The organism is Streptomyces sp. NPDC007917, from assembly GCF_042959105.1.
Classification (GTDB): domain Bacteria; phylum Actinomycetota; class Actinomycetes; order Streptomycetales; family Streptomycetaceae; genus Streptomyces.
In genome coordinates, this window is sequence record NZ_JBIBKK010000006.1 from 18,091 (window position 1) to 37,182 (window position 19,092).

Below are 19,092 nucleotides of genomic sequence, written 5' to 3' on the forward strand. Positions count from 1 at the left end.
ACTGGAGCTTCGCCGTGCACTTGTACGTGTTGCCGTCACAGGTGAGCCCCGTCACCGGCACCGGCGCCGCCGCACTCCGCGCCGCCGCCGAGGACGGCTCCGACGACGACCCCGACGCCAGACCCTGGTGGTACACGTTCACCGACCAGTCAGCCACCCACTTCCCGTCCCCGTACTGGAGCTTCGCCGTGCACTTGTACGTGTTGCCGTCACAGGTGAGCCCCGTCACCGGCACCGGCGCCGCCGCACTCCGCGCCGCCGCCGAGGACGACTGCGACGACGACCCCGACGCCAGACCCTGGTGGTACACGTTCACCGACCAGTCAGCCACCCACTTCCCGTCCCCGTACTGCAGATTGGCCGCGCACTTGTACGTGTTGCCGTCGCAGTTGACCGCCGTGACCGGCACCGGCGCGGCGGCGGCCGCGGGGGCGAGGGCGGATGTGGTCATGAGCAGGGCGCTGAGCCCCAGAAACGTACCGGTGAGCATGCGGCGAGCTGACATGTGTGTCGCTTCCCTTCGACTCGGTCGGCGTTGACCGAGTCGTAAGGAAACACACAGCCCTCGCGGCCGGGTCGAGCCCGGGGCGGCTGCCGTACTGACCGGCGGCGCTATCCGCCGAGCGCGGCGACGAGGTCCGGCAGCCGGTCGGTGGCCGTGGCCACGCCGAGGCCGTCCATGTAGTCGCGGGTGTGGACGATCAGACCGTCCCTGACCCGGATGACCAGGATCCCCGGGACGGTGACGGGGCGGCCGGTCGGCGTCAGCGCCCCGACCACGGTCTGCTCGACGACGACCGTGCCCGCCTCCGCGGTCTCGTGGATCACCACGTCACGGATCGTCTCGGGCTCCACGGGGGTCGCGCCCCACATCGCCCGGTAGCCCGCCCGGATCTCCTCGCGCCCGTTGAAGCACGTCGGCAGCCCGGGGAACAGGAACGGGAACTCATGGCGGGCGTCGACCGCGTACAGGTCGGCGAGGTCGTCCGCGGACTTCTCCAGCATCGCGCGGTGGAAGCGTTCGACGATCCGATCTGTCCCCGCGGTGGTTTCGGGCATGACGATGCGCTCCGTTCACTCATGCGTTTCGCTCAACATGTGTTGACTCAACGAGTGTAGAGCGAGCGCGGTCCCGGTCAACAGCTGTAGAGCGATCGGTAGAGTCAGCGATATGACCGCAGCCGGACCCACCCGCGCCGAGCGCCGCCGCAGCACCGAGCAGCGCATCCTCGCCGCCGCCCGCGAGCTGTTCGCCGAGCGCGGCTTCGAGCGCACCACGATCCGCGCGGTCGCCTCGGCGGCACAGGTCGACCCCGCGCTGGTCATGCAGTACTTCGGCTCGAAGCAGCAGTTGTTCTCGCAGGCCGTACGGGTCTCGGTCGCGGGGACGGAGGACAGGCCGCAGGGCGGCGACCCCGAGGCGCTGACGGATTCGCTGCTGGCCTCGCTCGGGATGAAGATCGGCGGGCTGCCGGAGGCCTCGCTGGCGATGCTGCGCTCCATGCTCACCCACCCGGAGGCGGCGGACGCGGCCCGCGCCGCCCTCGACCATCAGATCGCCGAGGTCGCGGCCGCCATCTCAGCCGGACAGGGGGAGAACGCGTCCGAGGACGCCCGTCTGCACGCCGCGCTGGCCGTCGCCACCATGGTCGGGGTGACCATCGGCCATCAGCTGCTCGGCATCGACGAACTGCGCCGCGCCTCCCCGGAGGAGATCTCCGCCGCCCTGCGGCCCGCCCTCCACGCCCTGGTCACAGGCGGCGCCCCGGTCACTGGCAGCACCCCGGCCGCAGGCGGTGCCCCGGCCACCGGCAGTGCCCCGGCCACAGGCAGTGCTCCGGTCACAGGCGCTGAATGATCGTCCCGGTCGCCAGCGCGCCACCCGCGCACATCGTGATCAGCGCGAACTCCTTGTCCGCCCGCTCCAGCTCATGCAGCGCCGTGGTGATCAGACGGGCGCCGGTGGCCCCCACCGGGTGCCCCAGCGCTATCGCGCCGCCGTTGACGTTCACCTTCTCCAGGTCCTGCTCGAAGACCTGCGCCCACGACAACACCACCGACGCGAACGCCTCGTTGATCTCGACGACGTCGATGTCCTTGAGCGTCATCCCCGCCTTGCCGAGCACCGCGCGCGTCGCGTCCACCGGCCCGTCCAGGTGGTAGTGCGGATCGGTGCCGACCAGCGCCTGGGCGACGATCCGGGCGCGGGCTTTGAGCTTGAGCGCCCGCGCCATGCGCTTGGAGGCCCACATCACCGCGGCTGCGCCGTCGGAGATCTGGGAGGAGTTGCCCGCGGTGTGCACGGCGGTCGGCATCACCGGCTTGAGCCCGCCGAGCGCCTCCATGCTGGTGTCGCGCAGCCCCTCGTCCCGGTCGACGAGCCGCCACATGCCCTGCCCGGCCGCCTGCTCCTCCTCGGTCGTCGGCACCTGCACCGCGAAGGTCTCCCGCTTGAAGCGCTCCTCCGCCCACGCCCGGGCGGCCCGCTCCTGCGAGAGGAGGCCGAGGGAGTCGACCTTCTCCCGGGTGAGCCCCCGGCGGCGCGCGATCCGCTCCGCCGCCTCGAACTGGTTGGGCAGGTCGACGTTCCACTCGTCCGGGAACGGCTTGCCGGGCCCGTGCTTGGAGCCACTGCCCAGCGGCACCCGCGACATGGCCTCGACGCCGCAGCCGATGCCGACGTCGATGACCCCGGTCGCGACCATGTTGGCCACCATGTGGTTGGCCTGCTGCGAGGAGCCGCACTGGCAGTCGACGGTCGTGGCCGCGGTCTCGTACGGCAGCCCGACGGCGAGCCAGGCGTTGCGGGCGGGGTTCATGGACTGTTCGCCGGCGTGGGTGACCGTGCCACCGACGACCTGTTCCACGCAGTCGGGCTGGATGCCGGTACGGGCGAGGAGTTCGCGGTACGTCTCGCCGAGCAGATAGGCGGGATGCAGATTGGCGAGCGACCCTCCGCGCTTGCCGATCGGGGTGCGTACGGCTTCGACGATGACGGGTTCCGCGGCCATGACTCGTCCTCTCCTGGTTCCGCGGGGCTCCCGGCAGCGCCCGCGATAGAACTAGTACGCGTTCTAGTTCCTCAATCAGTCTGCTGACGCCCCGCCCGACGACGCAAGGGGCTTGCACGCCCGTTGTGCGCAACAAAGGCGGCCATGACACTTGCCACTTGTAGAACCCGTTACTACCTTCTCCGCTACTTCTGATAGGCCGTCAGATCTGGAGTGGCCGATGTCCTGTCCAGCGCTTCCCGAAGGGTTCGACTTCACCGACCCCGACCTCTACCAGCAGCGTCTGCCGCTCCCCGAGTTCGCCCAGCTGAGGCAGACGGCCAAGGTGTGGTGGATCCCCCAGCCCCATGGAGTCGCGGGCTTCGACGACGACGGGTACTGGGCCGTCACCCGGCACGCCGACGTCAAAGAGGTGTCGACCAAGCCGGAGATCTTCTCCTCCCACCTCAACACCGCGATCATCCGCTTCAACGAACACATCCACCGCGACCAGATCGACGTCCAGAAGCTGATCATGCTCAATATGGACCCGCCCGAGCACACCCGGGTCCGCCAGATCGTCCAGCGCGGTTTCACCCCCCGCGCCATCCGCGCGCTGGAGAACGCCCTGCGCGAGCGCGCCACCCGGATCGTGGCCGGGGCCAAGGAGGACGGCAGCGGCGACTTCGTCACCGATGTGGCCTGCGAACTGCCGCTGCAGGCCATCGCCGAGCTGATCGGCATCCCGCAGCAGGACCGCACCAAGATCTTCGACTGGTCCAACAAGATGGTGGCGTACGACGACCCGGAGCTCGCCATCACCGAGGAGATCGGCGCGGAGTCGGCCATGGAGCTGATCTCGTACGCCATGAACCTGGCCGCCGACCGCAAGGCCTGCCCGGCCAAGGACATCGTCAGCCAGCTGGTCGCCGCCGAGGACCAGGGCAACCTCGCCTCCGACGAGTTCGGCTTCTTCGTGCTGCTCCTCGCGGTCGCGGGCAACGAGACCACGCGCAACGCCATCAGCCACGGCATGCACGCCTTCCTCACCCACCCCGACCAGTGGGAGCTGTTCAAGCGCGAGCGCCCGGCCACCGCCGCCGACGAGATCGTACGGTGGGCCACCCCGGTCATGTCCTTCCAGCGCACCGCCACCCAGGACACCGAGCTGGGCGGGCAGCGGATCGCGGCGGGCCAGCGGGTCGGCATCTTCTACTCCTCCGCCAACCACGACCCGGAGGTCTTCGACCGGCCCGAGGACTTCGACATCACCCGCGACCCCAACCCCCACCTGGGCTTCGGCGGCGGAGGCCCGCACTTCTGCCTCGGCAAGAGCCTTGCCGAGCTGGAGATCCGCCTCATCTTCAACGCGATCGCGGACGCCATGCCGGACATCCGGCTCGCGGGCGATCCCCGGCGGCTGCGGTCGCCGTGGCTGAACGGGATCAAGGAGCTGCAGGTGACCTACGGCTGACCGTCCGTGACCCGCCGCGCCGCCCCCGCCCCGGGAGTGCCGCCGCGGACCCGCCCGGGGGCACACTGTCCGCCATGAGCGACACGAACGGCACGCCCGGCGCACCGCACGAGCAGGAGTTCCGAAGACTCTTCGACTTCATCGCCTTCACAGCCCGGCTGCGGGAGATCGAACGCCCCAACAACGCCACCCCGACGCGCAAGGAGAGCGTGGCCGAACACTCCTGGCATCTGGCGGTGGTCAGCTGGATACTGCACGCCGAGTTCGAGCGGGAGGTCGGCCACTGCCTCGACCTGACCAAGATGCTCAAGCTCTGTCTGATGCACGACCTGGTCGAACTCGATCCCGATCCCGATCCCGATTCTTCAGAGGATTCCGGTCTCGACGCCGACCCCTTCGCCTCGCTGCCGGGCGCGCTGCGCTCCGAGTTCCAGGCCCTGTGGCACGAGTACGAGGAGGGCCGTACGCCCGAGGCCTGCCTGGTACGCGGGGTGGACCGGCTCAACCCCGCGCTGATGCGGTACCTCACCGGCCAGGGCTGGCACGATGTGCCCACCGACACCAACGCCGCCATGGACGCCGACGCCCTGGACCGGCTGCAACTCCCGCGGGTGGCGGTCAGCGAGACGCTGCGCGAGCTGTACGAGGAGGTGCGGGACGCGTCGGTGCGGCGCGGGCTGCTGACCCCCGCGCCGCTGACGCCTTGACGCGCCGCCGCGCTACCCTCTGAACGGCACCTTGACGCACGCCACCCGCACGCCTGCCATCCCGGCCTTGCCCTTCTCCGTGGCGGTCGCATGCTCGTGGAAGACCACGGAGCGCGCCTCCGAGTCCCGGAACCGCCAGTTCACATGGGTCATGGCGTGGGCTTCACCGTTCTTGTCGGTGGTGATCTGCAGCCACACCTCGTTGTGGGGATTGGCGTACTTCGGGTTGGTCGACGGCTGCTTCGGGTCCTTCATGTTCTGATAGTGCGGGCCCGAGTCATCGGGCTTGGTCCCGCAGGTCTTCGTATGGACATGTACCCCGAAGGTGTGGTTCGCCTTGAGGCCGCGCACCCACACCAGGACCCGGGTGCCTTTGCCCTCGCCCTGCGTACCCTGCGGGCTCGGCGAGGTCTGCGGGCTCTGCGTGCCCTGCGGGCTCGGTGTGGTCTGTGTGCCTTGCGGGCTCGGTGTGCTCAGCCCTGCCTGGGGTGCTCCCTGGGGTGCGCCCTGCCATCGATGGTGGTGGCGGTACTCGCCCTCGCCGTGCCACTTGCCCAGGAACTCCACGACGACGACCTTGGCGGAGTCCGGCACCAGCTTGGTGTCGTACGTCACCGCCTTGTGGTCATGGGCCTGGGCGGCGGGCGCGAACTTCGCGTGGACCACCACGAAGGGGCAGGGCGAGACCGCAGGGGAGACCGCGACCATCGACGCCGCGGCCGCCGCCGTGACCGCCATGGCAAGAGACATGGGGGATCACTCCTCCGAGCGTGGACCCCCCTTGGTTGGCCCCCGGGCGCGGGCCCCGCGCCACACCCCGTCCGGCCGGACCCGTCCCCCGCATTTCCACGCTAGTGCCCTTCGTCACACCCTTCAACGCGAGCCCGGCCGGCGGCCCCGGCGCAGGCCCCGCGGGCGGGCTCAGCGCGGGCCCGGCCCGGCGACCTCCGTCGGCTCGACGGCCTCAGCGGCGGGCTCCTTGGCCTGCCCCGGCACCGAGGCGACGAGCGCCGGCCCCGCCGCCGGCTCAGCCGACCCCGCCGCCGCCGGCTCCGGCTCCCGCTTGCGGAACCTGAGCGGCCACAGCGGACCGGTGGCCTCCTCCTTCGGCCGCTTGCCGACGCCGAGGAGCAGATACTGCAACCCGAACCCGGCCGATACGACGACCGCGCCGCCGACCGCGTCCAGCACCCAGTGGTTCGCCGTACCGACGATCACCGCGGTGGTCATCAGCGGATACAGCAGCCCGAGCACCTTCATCCACACATACGGCGCCACCAGCGCGATGACGACCCCGCACCACAGCGACCACCCCACATGCAGCGAGGGCATGGCCGCGTACTGGTTGGAGAGCTTGGTCAGCGCGCCGAAGTCCGGATTCTCCAGGTCCTGCGGCCCGTGTGCGGTGTCGACGAAGCCGAGGCCCATCAGCCGTGGCGGGGCGGTCGGGTAGAGCCAGAAGCCGATCAGCGCGAGGAGCGTGGCGAAGGCCAGCGGGGTGCGGGCCCAGCGGTAGGTGGCGGGGCGGCGCAGATACAGCCAGGCCAGCAGGGACAGCGGCACCAGGAAGTGGAAGGTGCTGTAGTACCAGTTCATGCTGTCCCTCAGCCATGGTGTGTCCGCCACCACGCTGTTGAACCAGTGTTCGATGTCGATACTCAGCCACTTCTCGGCGGTGAGGATCTGGTGTCCGTGGCTCTCCGCGAGGGTCCGTGAGTCGGGGGCGTGCGCACGGATGTAGGAGTACCCGAAGTAGCCGATACGGATGAACATCAGCTCGAGCATGAGGTTCGGGCGGGACAGCGGCCGCCGTACGAAGCGCAGCAGCGGCACCCAGGCGAAGCGCCCCGGGACCGGTTCCGAGACCGGGGTCGGGGCCGGGTTGTCCCACGCCGGGGAGGTGCGGGACAGGAAGGGCACCAGGCAGGCGGCGGCAAGGGCCGCCAGCAGCGGTGCGTTATAACCGATATGACCAAGAATGTCGATATCCGGCAGCAGCGCACGGCGGTTGAGGCTCATCACCAGCACCACCAGCACCGGCCACACCAGCCGGTCCGAGGCGCGCTTGCCGACCCGGCCCACGACGGCCAGCAGGATCCACAGCTGCTGGTACTGCCAGGACGTGGGGGAAATCGCCAGCGCCACACTGCCGGTGATCGCCGCCGCCAGCAGCAGCTGCCCGTCCTCGGCGTAGTGCGCGGCGCGCCGCAGACCGACCACGGCCACCGCCACCGCGAGCACCGCCAGCAGCGCCAGCTCGACCGGGCCCGAAAGACCGACCCTCAGCAGCAGCCCGTGCAGCGACTGGTTGGCCAGGCCGTCCGCGGGCGCGCCGAGCCCGGCGCCGCCGAAGTGGTGGATCCAGTACGTCCACGAGTCGTGCGGCATCGCGGCCCAGGCGAGCGCGGAGCAGGCGGCGAAGGTGGCGCCCGCGATGGCCGCCGCGCGCCGCCGCCCGATGAGCCACAGGACCACCGCGAACAGCAGCAGGGCGGGCTGCAGCGCCGCGGCGACCCCTATCAGCGCCCCCGCCTGCCGCCCGGAGGTCCTGGGCAGAACGGTGAGCACCACCAGCAGCACCGGGATGATGCTGGTCTGGCCGAGCGTGAAGGTGTTCCGTACCGGCAGGGACAGCACGAGCAGGCTGATGGCCACGGGCGCGGCGAGCAGCGCGGTGCGCCGGGAGACGGGGCCCGGGAGGGAGCGGGCGGCGACCAGGCCGAGCACCACGACCAGCAGCAGGGTGCCGAAGGTCCAGGCGTAGCCGAGGCTCTGCTCGGCGGCGCGCGTCAGCGGTTTGAGGACCAGCCCGGAGAAGGGCGTCCCGGTGAACGCGTCCCCGTCGTACAGCGAACCGCTCACATGAAGGACGCCCTGCTCACCGATCCAGGTCTCGAGGTCGGTCAGCCGCTCATCGGGTGGCAGACGCAGCACGGCCGCGGCCTGACGGACGGCCAGCACACCGGCGAGGAGCCACAGCGCTCCCAGCACCAGCGCGTTTCGCGACGTCCGTGCCCCGGCGGGACCGGGGCTCGACCCCGTGCCCGGGGTGCTCCCCAGTCCGCTTCGCTCCGCGTTCGCCACGCCCTGCCGCTCCCCCACTCGTCCTTGTCACTCGCTCCGGTTGTTTGAGACCTTACTGAGCCCTGTACTCAGACGCGGAATACCCCCTCGCCACCTGACCGTATTCAAGAGTTGTCCGAAAAGTACCGCTCGGTCGGCCGGGCAGCCCGTGAGGTCTGTCCCAATTTCACCAGGTGTTCGGTCCGCACCGCGAACGTGACCCGCGGCACGGACCGGACGCCACCAGGCATGCCGCTGATCACCACTCGCAGTGGACATGGGTGGAGTGCCCGGAGTCTCCGGGGCCGAGGACGACGACGGCGCCGTAGGACCGGCAGGCCCTCATGAACTTCTTGGCGTTGTTGTAGCCCGCCCCGCCGGTGCTGACCCGCTTGCCGTTGACGGTGCCGACGTCGAAGGCCCGGCCCGCGTAGTGCTTCGAACGGGGCGAGTGACTGCCGCCCGCGACCTCGGTGACCCGGAAGGTGAACCGCTTGGCGGTGTTGAGCTTGAGCATCGAGTTGAGCATGTTCTTGTTGAGCGTGACCGATCCGCCGGGGGCGGTGCCGTAATGGCTGCGCCTGGCCTTCCGCCCGGCGGCGGTGTCCACGATGTTCTGCTTGGCGTTCGCCTTGTCGTGGCGGCCGCTGTCGTGGGTGGTGGCCAGAGAGATGCCCCGGTGGTTGAGTATCGACCTGGCCGTGGCGGGGCGCGAGGCGGCCTCCGCCGTCGTCGCCGAGGCCACCACGGCGAGCGAGGACGCCACGACGGCGGAGAGCATAAGAGGCGTGCGCTTCATCGGTGATTCCCTCCGAATGCGGTGATGCGGCCGGCCGGCCGCCGCGAACCACGGTCCCGGCAAAGCCATGCGGGAATCTTGCGCACGTCTTGAATGACCGACCAGATCCAGGCATACGAGACAAAAGAGGAATGACGTCCATGACCACGACGCGCGGAACCACGGTGGACATCCCCACTCCGGACGGCACCGCCGACGCCTACCTGGCCCACCCCGACGACGACACTCCCCATCCCGCGGTCCTGCTCTACATGGACGTCTTCGGGCCGCGCCCCCACCTGCGGAAGATGGCCGACCGCCTGGCCGGGGCGGGCTACACCGTGCTGCTCCCCAACGTCTTCTACCGCCGCGGCCGCGCCCCGCTGGTGGAGCTTCCCGACTTCATCGGCCCCGACACCCGCCCCGGACTCCTCCCGGAGCTCATGTCCTTCCTCCCGTCGCTCACCCCCGAGGCGGTCACCCGTGACGCCGACGCCTATCTGCGGTGGCTGGCCGCCTGTCCGCAGGCCACGGACGGACCGGTCGGCGTCACCGGCTACTGCATGGGCGCCCGCCTGGCCCTGCGTACGGCCGGCGCCTGCCCGGAACGGGTCGCGGCGATGGCCGGTTTCCACGGCGGGGACCTGGCCACCGAGGCCCCCGACAGCCCGCACCTGGTCGCGGACCGCATCACCGCCGAGGTGTACTTCGGCCATGCCGACCAGGACTCCTCGATGCCGCCCGAGCAGATGGAACGCCTCGACGCGGCGCTCACGGCCGCGGGCGTGCGCCACCGCAGCGAGGTCTACCCGGGCGCGCGGCACGGCTACACCCAGGCCGACACCTCCGCCTACGACGCGGCCGGGGCCGAGCGCCACTGGGAAGCGCTTCTCGACCTCTTCGGCCGTACGCTCTGACCGCCCCCTCCGGTGTGCCCGGCATCACACCGCCGGATCTCCGCCGGTTCGCGTGGAAGCGATAATTTCGGCGCGGCTCGGCCGTCTTTATTGCCGTAAGCCCCGCAACGACCAGGAGGAGCAAGTCCCGTGCGCATCGTGATCAGTGAGTTCATCAGCCTGGACGGCGTCGTACAGGCCCCGGGCGGCCCCGAGGAGGACACCGAGGGCGGCTTCGCGCACGGCGGCTGGACCCACCCGTTCTTCGACCCGGAGGTGGTGGGCGGCGCGGTCGCGGACACGCTCTCCAAGGCCGACGCGCTGCTGTTCGGGCGCCGCACCTGGCAGACGATGGCCGCGGCCTGGCCCGAGCGGGCCGGCGACCCGTTCGCCGACCAGATGAACTCCATCCGGAAGTACGTGGTGTCCCAGACCCTCGGCGACGACCAGCTGACCTGGGACAACACCACGCGCATCGCCGGCGGCGAGGCCGTCGCCCGCATCCGCGAGCTGCACGGCGCCGAAGGCGGCGACCTGTTGGTCATGGGCAGCCCCACGCTCGTCCGCACCCTCCTGCACGAAGGCCTGTTCGACGAGCTCCTGCTGATGCACATGCCGGTGATCCTCGGCGGCGGAAAGAGCATCTTCCCCCTCGACGGAGCGCTGCGCACCCTGGAGCTCGCCTCCACGACCGCCGGCGGCACGGGTGTGCAGGTGTGCAGATACCGGCGGGCGGCCGGCTAGCCGGGGCGGCGGTCGGCTAGCCGGGGCGGCCACAGGTCGGTCCCGGCCGATCGGCCCGCGCCGGCCGACCTCGTAGGAATCAAGGTCGGCCCGCGCCGGCCGACCTTGATTCCTACAATCCGGCCATGACCTCGCCCAACCCCCTCCTGTCCACCACATGCCCCCACGGCCCCGTCGAGGACTTCACCGTCGTCGGCGGCGCCGGCCGCCCCCTGGTGGTCTGTGCCTGCGGCCACTCGGCCGCCGTGTGGTCCTTGTCCGACGACCGGTGGACCGATCACAAGCTGGTGGACCAGGTGGAGGTGACCTCGCTGGCCGCCACCGCCGTCGGTGGGCGGATCGTGGTCGGCGGCGGCGGGGAACATCAGGGCTTCGCCCAGTGGTACCTGGACAGCGGCGCCCTACGGGCCGCGGAGCGCGACGACTTGGGCGGCGTGGCCTCGGCCACCACGGTGGAACTGGACGGCCGCACCTGGTTCGCCGCCGGCGGCACCGGCCCGGGGATCCTGCTGTCGGACCCGGTGGCAGACGTCGCCCCGCAGGAGGGGGACCCCGAGTCCATAGAGCTGTTCCTCTCGGACCACGGCTCGTACTCCGGCGTCGGCGCCCTCGCGGCGGGCCGCCTGACAGACCGCTCCGCCCTTGTCTCCGGCAGCTGGGACGGCGAGGTGTGGGTGTGGGACCTCCGCGAAGAGGCCCCCGTGACGACCTTCGAACAGCTCGACATGGTCGTCGAGGGCGTCGCCCTGGTCACCGTGGACGGCCACCCGCGCGTCGTGGCCGCCGGAGGCACGGCCCTTCACCTCGGCGACCCCGCCACCGGCGGGTGGCTGCGACAACTCCCCTCATCGGGCGGCGACATCACCTGCTTGGGCGTCACCTCGGTAAAGGGCCGTCAGATAGCCGTGACCGGCACCGACGACGGCACCGTCCACACCTGGGACCTCGCGGACGGTGGCCCGGCGGCAGCGCCCTTCACCGCCCACTCCGGCGGAATCCGAGCCATCCACCTCACCGAACTGGACGGCCGCACGGTCATCATCACCGCGGGCCGCCACGGCGAACTCCGCGTCTGGCCCCTGGGCCTGTAGGCGTACCGGGACCGGGCCGCCTTCTCCCCGACCTGATGTGGCCGTTCGACATGGAGACCGGCACGGGCGAGACGGCCGGAGCGCTGGCACATCGCTGCGGTGGCCGGAACGTCACCGCGGTGGAAGTGGACCGCGCCCTGTCGATGCGCGCCCGCGAACGGCTGTGCGCGGCCGGGTTGTACCCGGACGTCATAGCGGGTGACGGGTTCAAGGGCTGCGTCGGCAACGCGCCGTATGGCCGCGTCCTGGCCCTGGGCGTGTGCGATGTTCCGCGAGGGGGGCACGGCGCGCGTCTGGCAGTCGGGGCCGCGCCGGTTGTGGGACGAGGTGGAGGCGGCGTACCGGTGGTGGGAAAGCCGGGGCAGGCCGGAGCACACCCGGTTCGGTCTTACGGCGCTGCGTGCTGAGGCAGGATGGGCCCATGAGCATCGTGAAGATCAATGTGCTGACAGTCCCCGAGGAGCAGCGCGAGGTGCTGGAGAAGCGCTTCGCGTCGCGGGCCGGGACCGTGGAGGGCTCGGACGGGTTCGAGTGGTTCGAGTTGTTGCGGCCGGTGGAGGGCACCGACCAGTACCTCGTCTATACGCGCTGGCGCAGCGAGGAGGACTTCCAGGCGTGGATGGAGGGCCCGATGAAGGCGGCCCACCAGCGCGGCGGAGAGGGCGCGCCCCAGCAGAAGCCCGCCGCTTCCGGCTCCACGCTGTGGTCCTTCGAGGTCGTGCAGCAGACGGGACCCAAGCAGGGCTGACGCGCCCGCACCAGCAAGGGCCCGGATCGCGGACCACCGGCCGACGGCGGGGGCCCCCCCCCCCGGGACCCCCCCCCCCCCGGGGGGCCGGCCCCCCCCCACCCCCCCGGGCCCGGACCGCCGACCCCCCGCCGCCGGGGGGTCCCGCCGCGGCGTGCCCCGCCGTCGGCCGGTGGTCCGGACGCCGCCCAACCGCCCACCGTGGCAGCATGACACGCCCCAAAGTGCCGTCTCAGCAATCACTCGGGAGAGAGTGGATGACATCGCTTGAGCTGGTTCCCGCGACGCATCTGTTGCAGCGTTGGGCGCCTGAACACCCCGGGACCGGGTGCCCCGCGTACCGGTTGACGCCGGTCATGGGCAGCGCGCCGTCGCCGAGCGAGCGGCCGTGGCATGCGGCGCCGACGTCGCTGGAGATCGCCGAGTACGGCGGGTTTCCGGGGACGTTCGCGGGCGAGGGGACATCAGGGCACCGCCATCCGGTGGCCGTCGAGGTGCTGAACCACGCGATCGAGCACCCGGGAGAGCCCTGGACGAGTGCGCGTCCGGACGGAGAAGTGACCGAAGATGTCCACCGGCTGCTGACCGGCGCGCTCTCTTCGGGATCGGACGCGCCGGCCGAACGGGCTCGCGAGCTGATCGCCGCACTGGCCCGGGAACTGGCGGGGGGCTTTCGCGATCTGGTGCGGGTCACGGTCGCCGCGGAGCCGGGCGGTCACCCGCTCGACGATGAGCTGCACCTGCTCGGCCGAGGTCTCGGCGGGGACACGTTCCGGCTGTCCATAGCCCCCTCGGCGGCGCTGCCGCCCTCCGATGGGCTGTGGCCGGACCCTTCCCGTGTGCTGGACGGCGAGATCGCCGCACCTCCCACCCTCACCGAGGGCGAGTACCGGCAGGCGGATCTGGCCGTGCGCGCCCAATGCGCCGCGGAACTACTCGGCGAGTTCGTCTGGCTGACCAACAACGACCGCATGCGAGTCGGCCTCAAGGTCCAGCCACACAGCCTTGACCTGGACCTCGCCGACCCGGACGCCGCCGACGCCGCGTTCCGCGCCTGGTGGCCGAAGTCGGACCGCTGGGCGGAGCTGGCGGACGACGAGTGGTGGGAGGAGGAGAACGAAGCCGAGCTCCGCCGACTGGACGACGAGACTCTGGCGAGGGTCCTGGCGGACTTCGAAGCGCACAATCTGGAGCAGGCCAGGAGCGGCGCCTGGGCCATGGGGGAGATCGACGACTACGACATCGACGACGACCCACAGCCCCGTTTCCCGGGAGACCGGCTGGTGGCCCTCCTCGGCCGGGACGTGTTCGACACCGTCACCGCACAGGTCACCGGCGGCTCAGGCTCAAAGAGTGTGCTCCCCTTGGCGTACGGGATCGGCCTTCCCTTCGAGGTCTCGGATGAGGACTACGGCTTCCGCGCCTGCCTGCTGCTTGTCGGAGCCGAGTCCGTCGGCGTCGTCACCATCGACGCGTCGGCCTGATGCCCGTGAACGGCGGACCGTCAGCGTTCTCGCGCTGAGCTGAATCCCGGATGCGGGCAAGGCGCGAGGGCTACGCTCGCTCGGATGATCACTACTACTTGGGAGCCCACTGCCGCGGGCGTGTTGCGGCTGCCTTCTGGTCGGCTCGTACGGGGCAGGGGGCTGCGCCACCCCCTGCCCGCCGGGCCGGAGCCCGCCTTCGCGCTGTATCTGCTGGGCAAGGAACCGCCCGCCGTCTCCTGGGAGGCGCGCTGGGTCCGCTGGCCGGACTTCCGGCTGCCGTCCGACCGTGCCGCGGCCGGGGAGGCGCTGCGCGAGGCGTGGGAGCGGGCCGGGGCCGAACGCGTCGAGGTCGCCTGCGGCGGCGGGGTCGGGCGCACCGGTACGGCGCTGGCCTGCCTCGCCGTGCTGGACGGGGTCCCGAACCAGGAAGCGGTCGCCTACGTCCGGGAGCACTACGCCCGGCGTGCCGTCGAGACGCCCTGGCAGCGCCGCTTCGTCGCCCGCTTCGCCGTGTGATCCAGCCCTACGGCCGTCGCCTCCGGCGCGCCGGGTCGGGGCGCCTTGTCGGGGGTGCCGGAGGCGACGGCCGTAGGGGGTCGGCCGCTCGTGGTCGGCCGGTCGGCCGGTCAGTCGGCCGCTCGTGGCCGGTCAGTCGGCCGGTCGGTCAGTCGGCCGGTCAGATGCTCAGCAGCCGTTCCAGGACGTTGCGGTAGCCGCGCATGGCCAGCCGCAACTCCTCCGTGTGTGCGGCGGCGCCCGACTCGTTCTCCTCCCAGGCGTCGCGGAGCGTACGGCGGCGGTCGGCCAGGAGGTCGGTGAGACGGCCGGACAGCTCGTCGAGGAGCAGATCGGCCTCCTCCACGGCGTCGCGCGGGGCATCCACGAAGCCGCTGACCGCGTGGTGCAGGCGGTTGGTCAGCTCATCGTGCTCGCTCGGCGGGAGGACCGGGAAGGTGGGGCCGTTGGGGGCGTCGGGGACGGCACCCGCGGTTCCCGTGATCCCGTTGGTTCCTGTGATTCCCTTGGATCCCGTGATGCCCTTGGATCCCGTGGTCCCGTTGGTTCCCGACATCCCCTTGGATCCCGTGGTTCCGTTGGTTCCCGACATTCCCTTGGATCCCCTGATGCCCTTGGATCCCGCTCCGTCCGAGGTTCCCATGGTTCCCGCTGCCTCCTTGGCTCTCGGGGCTCTCGGCGCGCTCCGGGCTCTCGGGGCACTCGGGGCGCTCCATGCGCTCGCGGCCTTGCTGGTGGCTCCGGCGCGCGGAGCCGTAGTCGTGTCGTAGGGCTCGGTCATCAGACGTCACCCGTTCCGGGTTCCCGCCGCGCACCGCCTACGGCGTGTGCGTGTGCGGCCGGGTCCGTGTGCCCAGCCAGTGGCGGGTGCGGCCGCCCCCGGGGTGGTGCCGCTTGTTGGGGGCGTCGCTGCCGTCGACGCTGTGGTGCGGCGGCCTGACCAGGTCCTCGAAGAGGGCCCGCGCGTGCACCACGGCCTCGCGCAGCTCCTCGGTGTCCGCCCGGCCCTCGCGGGCCCGCAGGGCGGCGGTGTGGAGCTGGCGGTAGCCCTGCACGCTGTCCGCGTGGTGCACCGACAGGGCCTCGACCTGCTCGTCGTAGCGGTCGGAGGGGAACCCGCGGTCGTGGGCGAGACGGGCCAGCAGCTGGTCGGCGTCGGCCGTGGCGCGGGCCGGCTGCTCGATGAACTCCTCCTGCACCGTGGCCCATTCGGCCGCGTACCGCTCGCGCAGCTCGCCGGACAGCGGCGCGGTCTTGAGGTCCCCGTGCCGCCGCAGCCGCTCCTGGAGCTCGCGCTCCGCCGCCCTCGTGTCGCCCGTATGGCGGGCGACCGTCAGGTCGTACTCAGGTCCGAAGCGGCGTCGCAGAGAGCGGTTCCGGCCTCCGTCGCGCGCCCTGACGAATCCCGCGGCGAGCGCGGCCGCGAGGGCGATGACGAGGACGACGGCAGCGACAACCACGATGATGCTCGCGCCTGTTGACATGGTCTCCTTCTGCCTTCCACCGGTGCCCCCTTCCGTCCGGGGGCTGTTCCCCGCCGGGTTGCCCCCCTCCCCGCCCTCAAACTCACGGGCTTCGCGGCGGGCGTTGGGGGAGGATGCGCCTCGGCGAGCGGGCCGGCGGTAACTCAGGTGCGCGGTCCCGGCGGCGGCTGTCACGATGCCTGCCATGACCATGAGCACGCCCCGCCCCCCGGCATCCTTGACGGTCGCCCCGCTCCCGGTCGGCGACCCCGTCTCGGACGGGCTGCTGCGCGAGTTCCTCATCGATGTCGCCGACCGCTGGTATCAGCTCCACGAGGGGCGCGACACGACCCCCGAGGAGATCGACAGGCATCTCGTCGAGATGCCCAGCGACGACCTCACCCCGCCGCACGGCATGTTCCTGGTGGCCCAGCACGACGGCGAGCCCGCCGGGTGTGCCGGTGTGCGGCTGCTGGACGGCGGCAGCACGGCGGAGCTCAAGCGGGTGTTCGTACGGCCGGCCAAGCGCGGCCTGGGCGTGGGCGCGGTGCTCCTCGCGGCGGCCGAGGCGGCCGCGCGTGAGCTGGGCGCCGAGCGGGCCGTGCTGGAGACGCGGCTGGATCTGCGCGAGGCGCGGGCCCTGTACGCGCGGTACGGGTACGTGGATGTGCCGCCGTTCCGCGAGGGGCCGTACACGGAGGTCTGGCTGGGCAAGGACCTCGGCGCCCCCGCCGCCAACTGACCGTAGGCACCCCCGCAGCCAACTGACCCACACCCACAGCGGCCCCCGCCCCGCACCCCCCACCCCACCGCCCCGCGCTACGCCGCCCGCCGCGGTCCCGGGCGGGGCGGGGGTGGGGCGTCGCCGTCGTCCGGCTGTTCCGCGTCCGAGCCGCACAGCTCCCGGTTCAGCTCGCGCACCAGCTCCATCAGGTCGGTCGGCCGGTCCGGGGACCACCAGTCGCCCAGCAGCTCCGCCAGCGACTCCGCCCGGGCGCGGTAGAGCCGCTCCGCCACCCCTCGCCCCTCCTGGGTCGGTACGAGCGACGCCCCGTCCCGCGCGCCCAGCCCCCGTTCCTCGATCTGCCGGGTCGCCTCGGTGATGACCCGCAGCGGCACATGCGAGCGCTCGGCCAGCAGGAAGGGCTCGACCGCGCCGTAGTGGCTCATCCGCAGCAGCATCCAGCTCGCGGCGGGTTTGAGGTCGAGGCCGGCGCGCTCGGCGATGTCCTCGTAGACCTGCTTGCGGCCCTCGCGGCTGCCCAGCAGCGAGAGGGCGCGGGCGACCTCGTCCCGGGAGGAGCGCTCGACGGGGTTGCTGGCGACCACCTCGCTGGCCTCGGGCGCGGTGACGCTGGCCCGCAGCGGCTCCTCCCGCAGGAACCAGGCGAGGGCGAAGGCGATCAGGACGAACGGCACCGCGTACAGGAACACGTCGGTGATGGAGACGGAGTACGCGTCCAGCGCCCTCCCCCGCAGCGCCGCCGGCAGCAGCCGGACGCCCCGGGGGTCGGCGCTCAGCGCGCCGGGGTCGACGCCGGGGGGCAGCCGCTGTCCGGCCAGCACATGGGCGAGGTGCGGGGCGAGGCTGTTGGCGAAGATCGTGCCGAAGACGGAGACGCCGAAGGAGCCGCCGATGGAGCGGAAGAAGGTGTTGCCCGAGGTGGCGACGCCCAGGTCCTGGTAGCGGACGGAGTTCTGCACGATGGTCACCAGGACCTGCATGACCAGGCCGAGCCCGAAGCCGAAGACGAAGAAGTACACGCTGGTCTCGGCCACGCCGGTGGACGGCCGCAGCTGGTGCAGGAGCAGCAGGCCGACGGCGGTGACGCCGGTGCCGAGGACCGGGAAGACCTTGTAGCGGCCGGTACGGCTGACGACCTGCCCGGAGCCGGTGGAGGCGAGCAGCATGCCGAAGACCATCGGCAGCATGTGGACACCGGACAGGGTCGGCGTGACGCCCTGCACGACCTGCAGGAACGTCGGCAGGTAGGTCATGCTGCCGAACATCGCGAAGCCGACCACGAAGCCGATGACCGAGCAGAGCGCGAAGGAGCGGCTGCGGAAGAGGTACAGCGGCAGCACGGGCTCGGCGGCGCGCCGCTCCACCTGCAGGAAGGCCACCAGCAGCGCCAGGCCCAGCAGCGCGAGCCCGACGATCTGCCAGGAGCCCCACGGGTAGGTCACGCCGCCGAGGGAGGTCATCAGCACCAGCGCGGCGGCGACGGCGGCGATGAGGAGGGTGCCGAGGTAGTCGATGGTGTGGTGGGCGCCGCGGACCGGGATGTGCAGGACGGCGGCGATGACGGCGAGCGCGATGATGCCGAGGGGGATGTTGATGTAGAAGACCCAGCGCCAGCTGAGGTGGTCGACGAAGAGCCCGCCCAGCAGCGGCCCGAGCACGCTCGTGGCGCCGAAGACCGCGCCGAAGAGCCCTTGGTAGCGGCCGCGCTCGCGGGGCGGGACGATGTCGCCGACGATCGCCATCGACAGCACGATCAGCCCGCCGCCGCCCAGCCCCTGCAGCCCGCGGAAGGCGATCAGCTCCGGCATGTTCCGCGCGAGCCCGCACAGCGCCGAGCCGATCAGGAAGATGACGATGGCGGCCTGGAAGAGCTTCTTGCGCCCGTACTGGTCGCCGAGCTTGCCCCACAGCGGGGTGGCGGCGGTCGAGGCGAGCAGATACGCGGTGACGACCCAGGACAGGTGCGACAGCCCGCCGAGATCGCTGACGATCGTGGGCAGGGCGGTGGCGACGATCGTCTGGTCGAGGGCGGCGAGCAGCAGTCCGAGCAGCAGGGCGCCGATCGCCACGAGGACCGTACGCCTGGTACGGCCCTCCCCCGGGCCGAGCGCCACGGGACCCGGGGCCGGGGTCGAGGGGCTCGCGTCCTGCGCCATGGTGACTCCGTACGTTGTCGGCCCGCGCGGCAGCCCGCTCGCGAGCCGCCGCGCTACCGTCCTCGACTCGCCGCCGACTCGTCCTCGACTCGTCGCCGTCGTCCTGATCCGCGTCCTTCATCCCCATCCTCACCTCTATGACCCGGTACGGCCTCTCGAGAAGGCCCACACTCGTTGGGAAGCGCTGCGCGGACATGACAGGCTCTGCATAATCGCTGCGAGTCCAGGGAGGGA

The 19,092-nt window shown here is 71.5% G+C and carries 19 protein-coding genes and 1 pseudogene; 11 read left to right on the plus strand and 9 right to left on the minus strand.

Translation table 11 applies throughout. From position 1 onward, the window contains the following. Both ACFZDL_RS12810 and ACFZDL_RS12815 read right to left on the minus strand, forming a co-directional pair. The coding region (locus ACFZDL_RS12810; protein WP_391191059.1) for a hypothetical protein at window positions 1–505 on the minus strand (505 nt) is incomplete at its 3' end. Window positions 506–612: 107 nt separating this feature from the next. Further along, on the minus strand, window positions 613–1,059 hold the full coding sequence (locus ACFZDL_RS12815; RefSeq protein ID WP_353597041.1) for a nuclear transport factor 2 family protein: 447 nt from the start codon (window positions 1,057–1,059) through the stop codon (window positions 613–615). 112 nt (window positions 1,060–1,171) lie between these two features. On the opposite strand from ACFZDL_RS12815, the gene ACFZDL_RS12820 reads away from it, so the two are divergent. After that, on the plus strand, window positions 1,172–1,858 hold the full coding sequence (locus ACFZDL_RS12820) for a TetR family transcriptional regulator (protein ID WP_353597040.1): 687 nt from the start codon (window positions 1,172–1,174) through the stop codon (window positions 1,856–1,858). On the opposite strand, the gene ACFZDL_RS12825 is transcribed toward ACFZDL_RS12820, so the two are convergent. Continuing rightward, window positions 1,842–3,011, minus strand: a complete 1,170-nt coding sequence (locus ACFZDL_RS12825) for a steroid 3-ketoacyl-CoA thiolase (RefSeq protein ID WP_353597039.1) — start codon at window positions 3,009–3,011, stop codon at window positions 1,842–1,844. The genes ACFZDL_RS12820 and ACFZDL_RS12825 overlap by 17 nt on opposite strands. A gap of 220 nt (window positions 3,012–3,231) precedes the next feature. On the opposite strand from ACFZDL_RS12825, the gene ACFZDL_RS12830 reads away from it, so the two are divergent. Together ACFZDL_RS12830 and ACFZDL_RS12835 are read left to right on the plus strand one after the other, a co-directional pair. Then, window positions 3,232–4,464 (plus strand): cytochrome P450, encoded by a 1,233-nt coding sequence (locus ACFZDL_RS12830; RefSeq protein ID WP_353597038.1) that lies wholly within the window; start codon window positions 3,232–3,234, stop codon window positions 4,462–4,464. Between the two features lie 74 nt (window positions 4,465–4,538). Further along, window positions 4,539–5,171 (plus strand): HD domain-containing protein, encoded by a 633-nt coding sequence (locus ACFZDL_RS12835; protein ID WP_353597037.1) that lies wholly within the window; start codon window positions 4,539–4,541, stop codon window positions 5,169–5,171. Window positions 5,172–5,183: 12 nt separating this feature from the next. On the opposite strand, the gene ACFZDL_RS12840 is transcribed toward ACFZDL_RS12835, so the two are convergent. The 3 genes from ACFZDL_RS12840 to ACFZDL_RS12850 form a co-directional block, all read right to left on the minus strand. Beyond that, a complete protein-coding gene (locus tag ACFZDL_RS12840) occupies window positions 5,184–5,921 on the minus strand; it encodes a superoxide dismutase family protein (protein WP_353597036.1) in 738 nt (245 codons plus the stop codon). 171 nt (window positions 5,922–6,092) lie between these two features. Further along, window positions 6,093–8,255, minus strand: a complete 2,163-nt coding sequence (locus tag ACFZDL_RS12845) for a phosphatase PAP2 family protein (RefSeq protein ID WP_391191063.1) — start codon at window positions 8,253–8,255, stop codon at window positions 6,093–6,095. Window positions 8,256–8,493: 238 nt separating this feature from the next. Continuing rightward, the gene (locus ACFZDL_RS12850; protein WP_353597035.1) at window positions 8,494–9,033 is read right to left on the minus strand and encodes a hypothetical protein; all 540 of its coding nucleotides are present in this window, start codon (window positions 9,031–9,033) and stop codon (window positions 8,494–8,496) included. Between the two features lie 140 nt (window positions 9,034–9,173). Between ACFZDL_RS12850 and ACFZDL_RS12855 the strand changes: the two genes are divergently transcribed. The 7 genes and pseudogenes from ACFZDL_RS12855 (at window position 9,174) to ACFZDL_RS12885 (ending at window position 14,494) form a co-directional block, all read left to right on the plus strand. Further along, entirely contained in the window at window positions 9,174–9,929 is a 756-nt protein-coding gene (locus ACFZDL_RS12855; protein WP_353597034.1) for a dienelactone hydrolase family protein, read from the plus strand. A gap of 129 nt (window positions 9,930–10,058) precedes the next feature. Next, entirely contained in the window at window positions 10,059–10,652 is a 594-nt protein-coding gene (locus tag ACFZDL_RS12860) for a dihydrofolate reductase family protein (RefSeq protein ID WP_353597033.1), read from the plus strand. A 125-nt stretch (window positions 10,653–10,777) separates the two neighbouring features. Then, window positions 10,778–11,743, plus strand: coding sequence for a hypothetical protein (locus tag ACFZDL_RS12865; protein WP_353597032.1), 966 nt, complete (start codon window positions 10,778–10,780; stop codon window positions 11,741–11,743). Window positions 11,744–11,995: 252 nt separating this feature from the next. Then, window positions 11,996–12,160 (plus strand): annotated as a pseudogene (locus ACFZDL_RS12870) (protein-L-isoaspartate(D-aspartate) O-methyltransferase); the annotation flags it as partial. A 4-nt stretch (window positions 12,161–12,164) separates the two neighbouring features. Beyond that, window positions 12,165–12,491 carry an antibiotic biosynthesis monooxygenase gene (locus ACFZDL_RS12875; protein WP_353597031.1) on the plus strand — a complete coding sequence of 109 codons (327 nt, stop codon included), beginning with the start codon at window positions 12,165–12,167 and terminating at the stop codon, window positions 12,489–12,491. 356 nt (window positions 12,492–12,847) lie between these two features. Then, entirely contained in the window at window positions 12,848–13,975 is a 1,128-nt protein-coding gene (locus ACFZDL_RS12880) for a hypothetical protein (RefSeq protein ID WP_353588986.1), read from the plus strand. Between the two features lie 87 nt (window positions 13,976–14,062). Next, on the plus strand, window positions 14,063–14,494 hold the full coding sequence (locus ACFZDL_RS12885) for a protein-tyrosine phosphatase family protein (protein WP_353589730.1): 432 nt from the start codon (window positions 14,063–14,065) through the stop codon (window positions 14,492–14,494). 160 nt (window positions 14,495–14,654) lie between these two features. Here ACFZDL_RS12885 and ACFZDL_RS12890 read toward each other — a convergent pair whose 3' ends face one another. Beyond that, window positions 14,655–15,050: a hypothetical protein gene (locus ACFZDL_RS12890; protein WP_353588989.1), complete on the minus strand. Its 396-nt coding sequence runs from the start codon at window positions 15,048–15,050 to the stop codon at window positions 14,655–14,657. Between the two features lie 262 nt (window positions 15,051–15,312). Further along, window positions 15,313–15,978 (minus strand): hypothetical protein, encoded by a 666-nt coding sequence (locus ACFZDL_RS12895; protein WP_353588991.1) that lies wholly within the window; start codon window positions 15,976–15,978, stop codon window positions 15,313–15,315. 184 nt (window positions 15,979–16,162) lie between these two features. Between ACFZDL_RS12895 and ACFZDL_RS12900 the strand changes: the two genes are divergently transcribed. Next, entirely contained in the window at window positions 16,163–16,699 is a 537-nt protein-coding gene (locus ACFZDL_RS12900; RefSeq protein ID WP_353588993.1) for a GNAT family N-acetyltransferase, read from the plus strand. Window positions 16,700–16,776: 77 nt separating this feature from the next. Here the strand turns inward: ACFZDL_RS12900 and ACFZDL_RS12905 are convergent, their stop codons facing one another. Beyond that, window positions 16,777–18,858 (minus strand): MDR family MFS transporter, encoded by a 2,082-nt coding sequence (locus ACFZDL_RS12905; protein ID WP_353588995.1) that lies wholly within the window; start codon window positions 18,856–18,858, stop codon window positions 16,777–16,779. Window positions 18,859–19,092: the final 234 nt, after the last annotated feature.

What these genes read in the sequence shown, in the direction of transcription:
- ACFZDL_RS12815 (WP_353597041.1), bottom strand. Translation starts at nt 1,059, where the DNA reads ATGCCCGAAACCACCGCGGGGACAGATCGGATCGTCGAACGCTTCCAC.
- ACFZDL_RS12820 (WP_353597040.1), top strand. Translation starts at nt 1,172, where the DNA reads ATGACCGCAGCCGGACCCACCCGCGCCGAGCGCCGCCGCAGCACCGAG.
- ACFZDL_RS12825 (WP_353597039.1), bottom strand. Translation starts at nt 3,011, where the DNA reads ATGGCCGCGGAACCCGTCATCGTCGAAGCCGTACGCACCCCGATCGGC.
- ACFZDL_RS12830 (WP_353597038.1), top strand. Translation starts at nt 3,232, where the DNA reads ATGTCCTGTCCAGCGCTTCCCGAAGGGTTCGACTTCACCGACCCCGAC.
- ACFZDL_RS12835 (WP_353597037.1), top strand. Translation starts at nt 4,539, where the DNA reads ATGAGCGACACGAACGGCACGCCCGGCGCACCGCACGAGCAGGAGTTC.
- ACFZDL_RS12840 (WP_353597036.1), bottom strand. Translation starts at nt 5,921, where the DNA reads ATGTCTCTTGCCATGGCGGTCACGGCGGCGGCCGCGGCGTCGATGGTC.
- ACFZDL_RS12850 (WP_353597035.1), bottom strand. Translation starts at nt 9,033, where the DNA reads ATGAAGCGCACGCCTCTTATGCTCTCCGCCGTCGTGGCGTCCTCGCTC.
- ACFZDL_RS12855 (WP_353597034.1), top strand. Translation starts at nt 9,174, where the DNA reads ATGACCACGACGCGCGGAACCACGGTGGACATCCCCACTCCGGACGGC.
- ACFZDL_RS12865 (WP_353597032.1), top strand. Translation starts at nt 10,778, where the DNA reads ATGACCTCGCCCAACCCCCTCCTGTCCACCACATGCCCCCACGGCCCC.
- ACFZDL_RS12875 (WP_353597031.1), top strand. Translation starts at nt 12,165, where the DNA reads ATGAGCATCGTGAAGATCAATGTGCTGACAGTCCCCGAGGAGCAGCGC.
- ACFZDL_RS12880 (WP_353588986.1), top strand. Translation starts at nt 12,848, where the DNA reads ATGGGCAGCGCGCCGTCGCCGAGCGAGCGGCCGTGGCATGCGGCGCCG.
- ACFZDL_RS12890 (WP_353588989.1), bottom strand. Translation starts at nt 15,050, where the DNA reads ATGTCGGGAACCAACGGGACCACGGGATCCAAGGGCATCACGGGATCC.
- ACFZDL_RS12895 (WP_353588991.1), bottom strand. Translation starts at nt 15,978, where the DNA reads ATGTCAACAGGCGCGAGCATCATCGTGGTTGTCGCTGCCGTCGTCCTC.
- ACFZDL_RS12900 (WP_353588993.1), top strand. Translation starts at nt 16,163, where the DNA reads ATGACCATGAGCACGCCCCGCCCCCCGGCATCCTTGACGGTCGCCCCG.
- ACFZDL_RS12905 (WP_353588995.1), bottom strand. Translation starts at nt 18,858, where the DNA reads ATGGCGCAGGACGCGAGCCCCTCGACCCCGGCCCCGGGTCCCGTGGCG.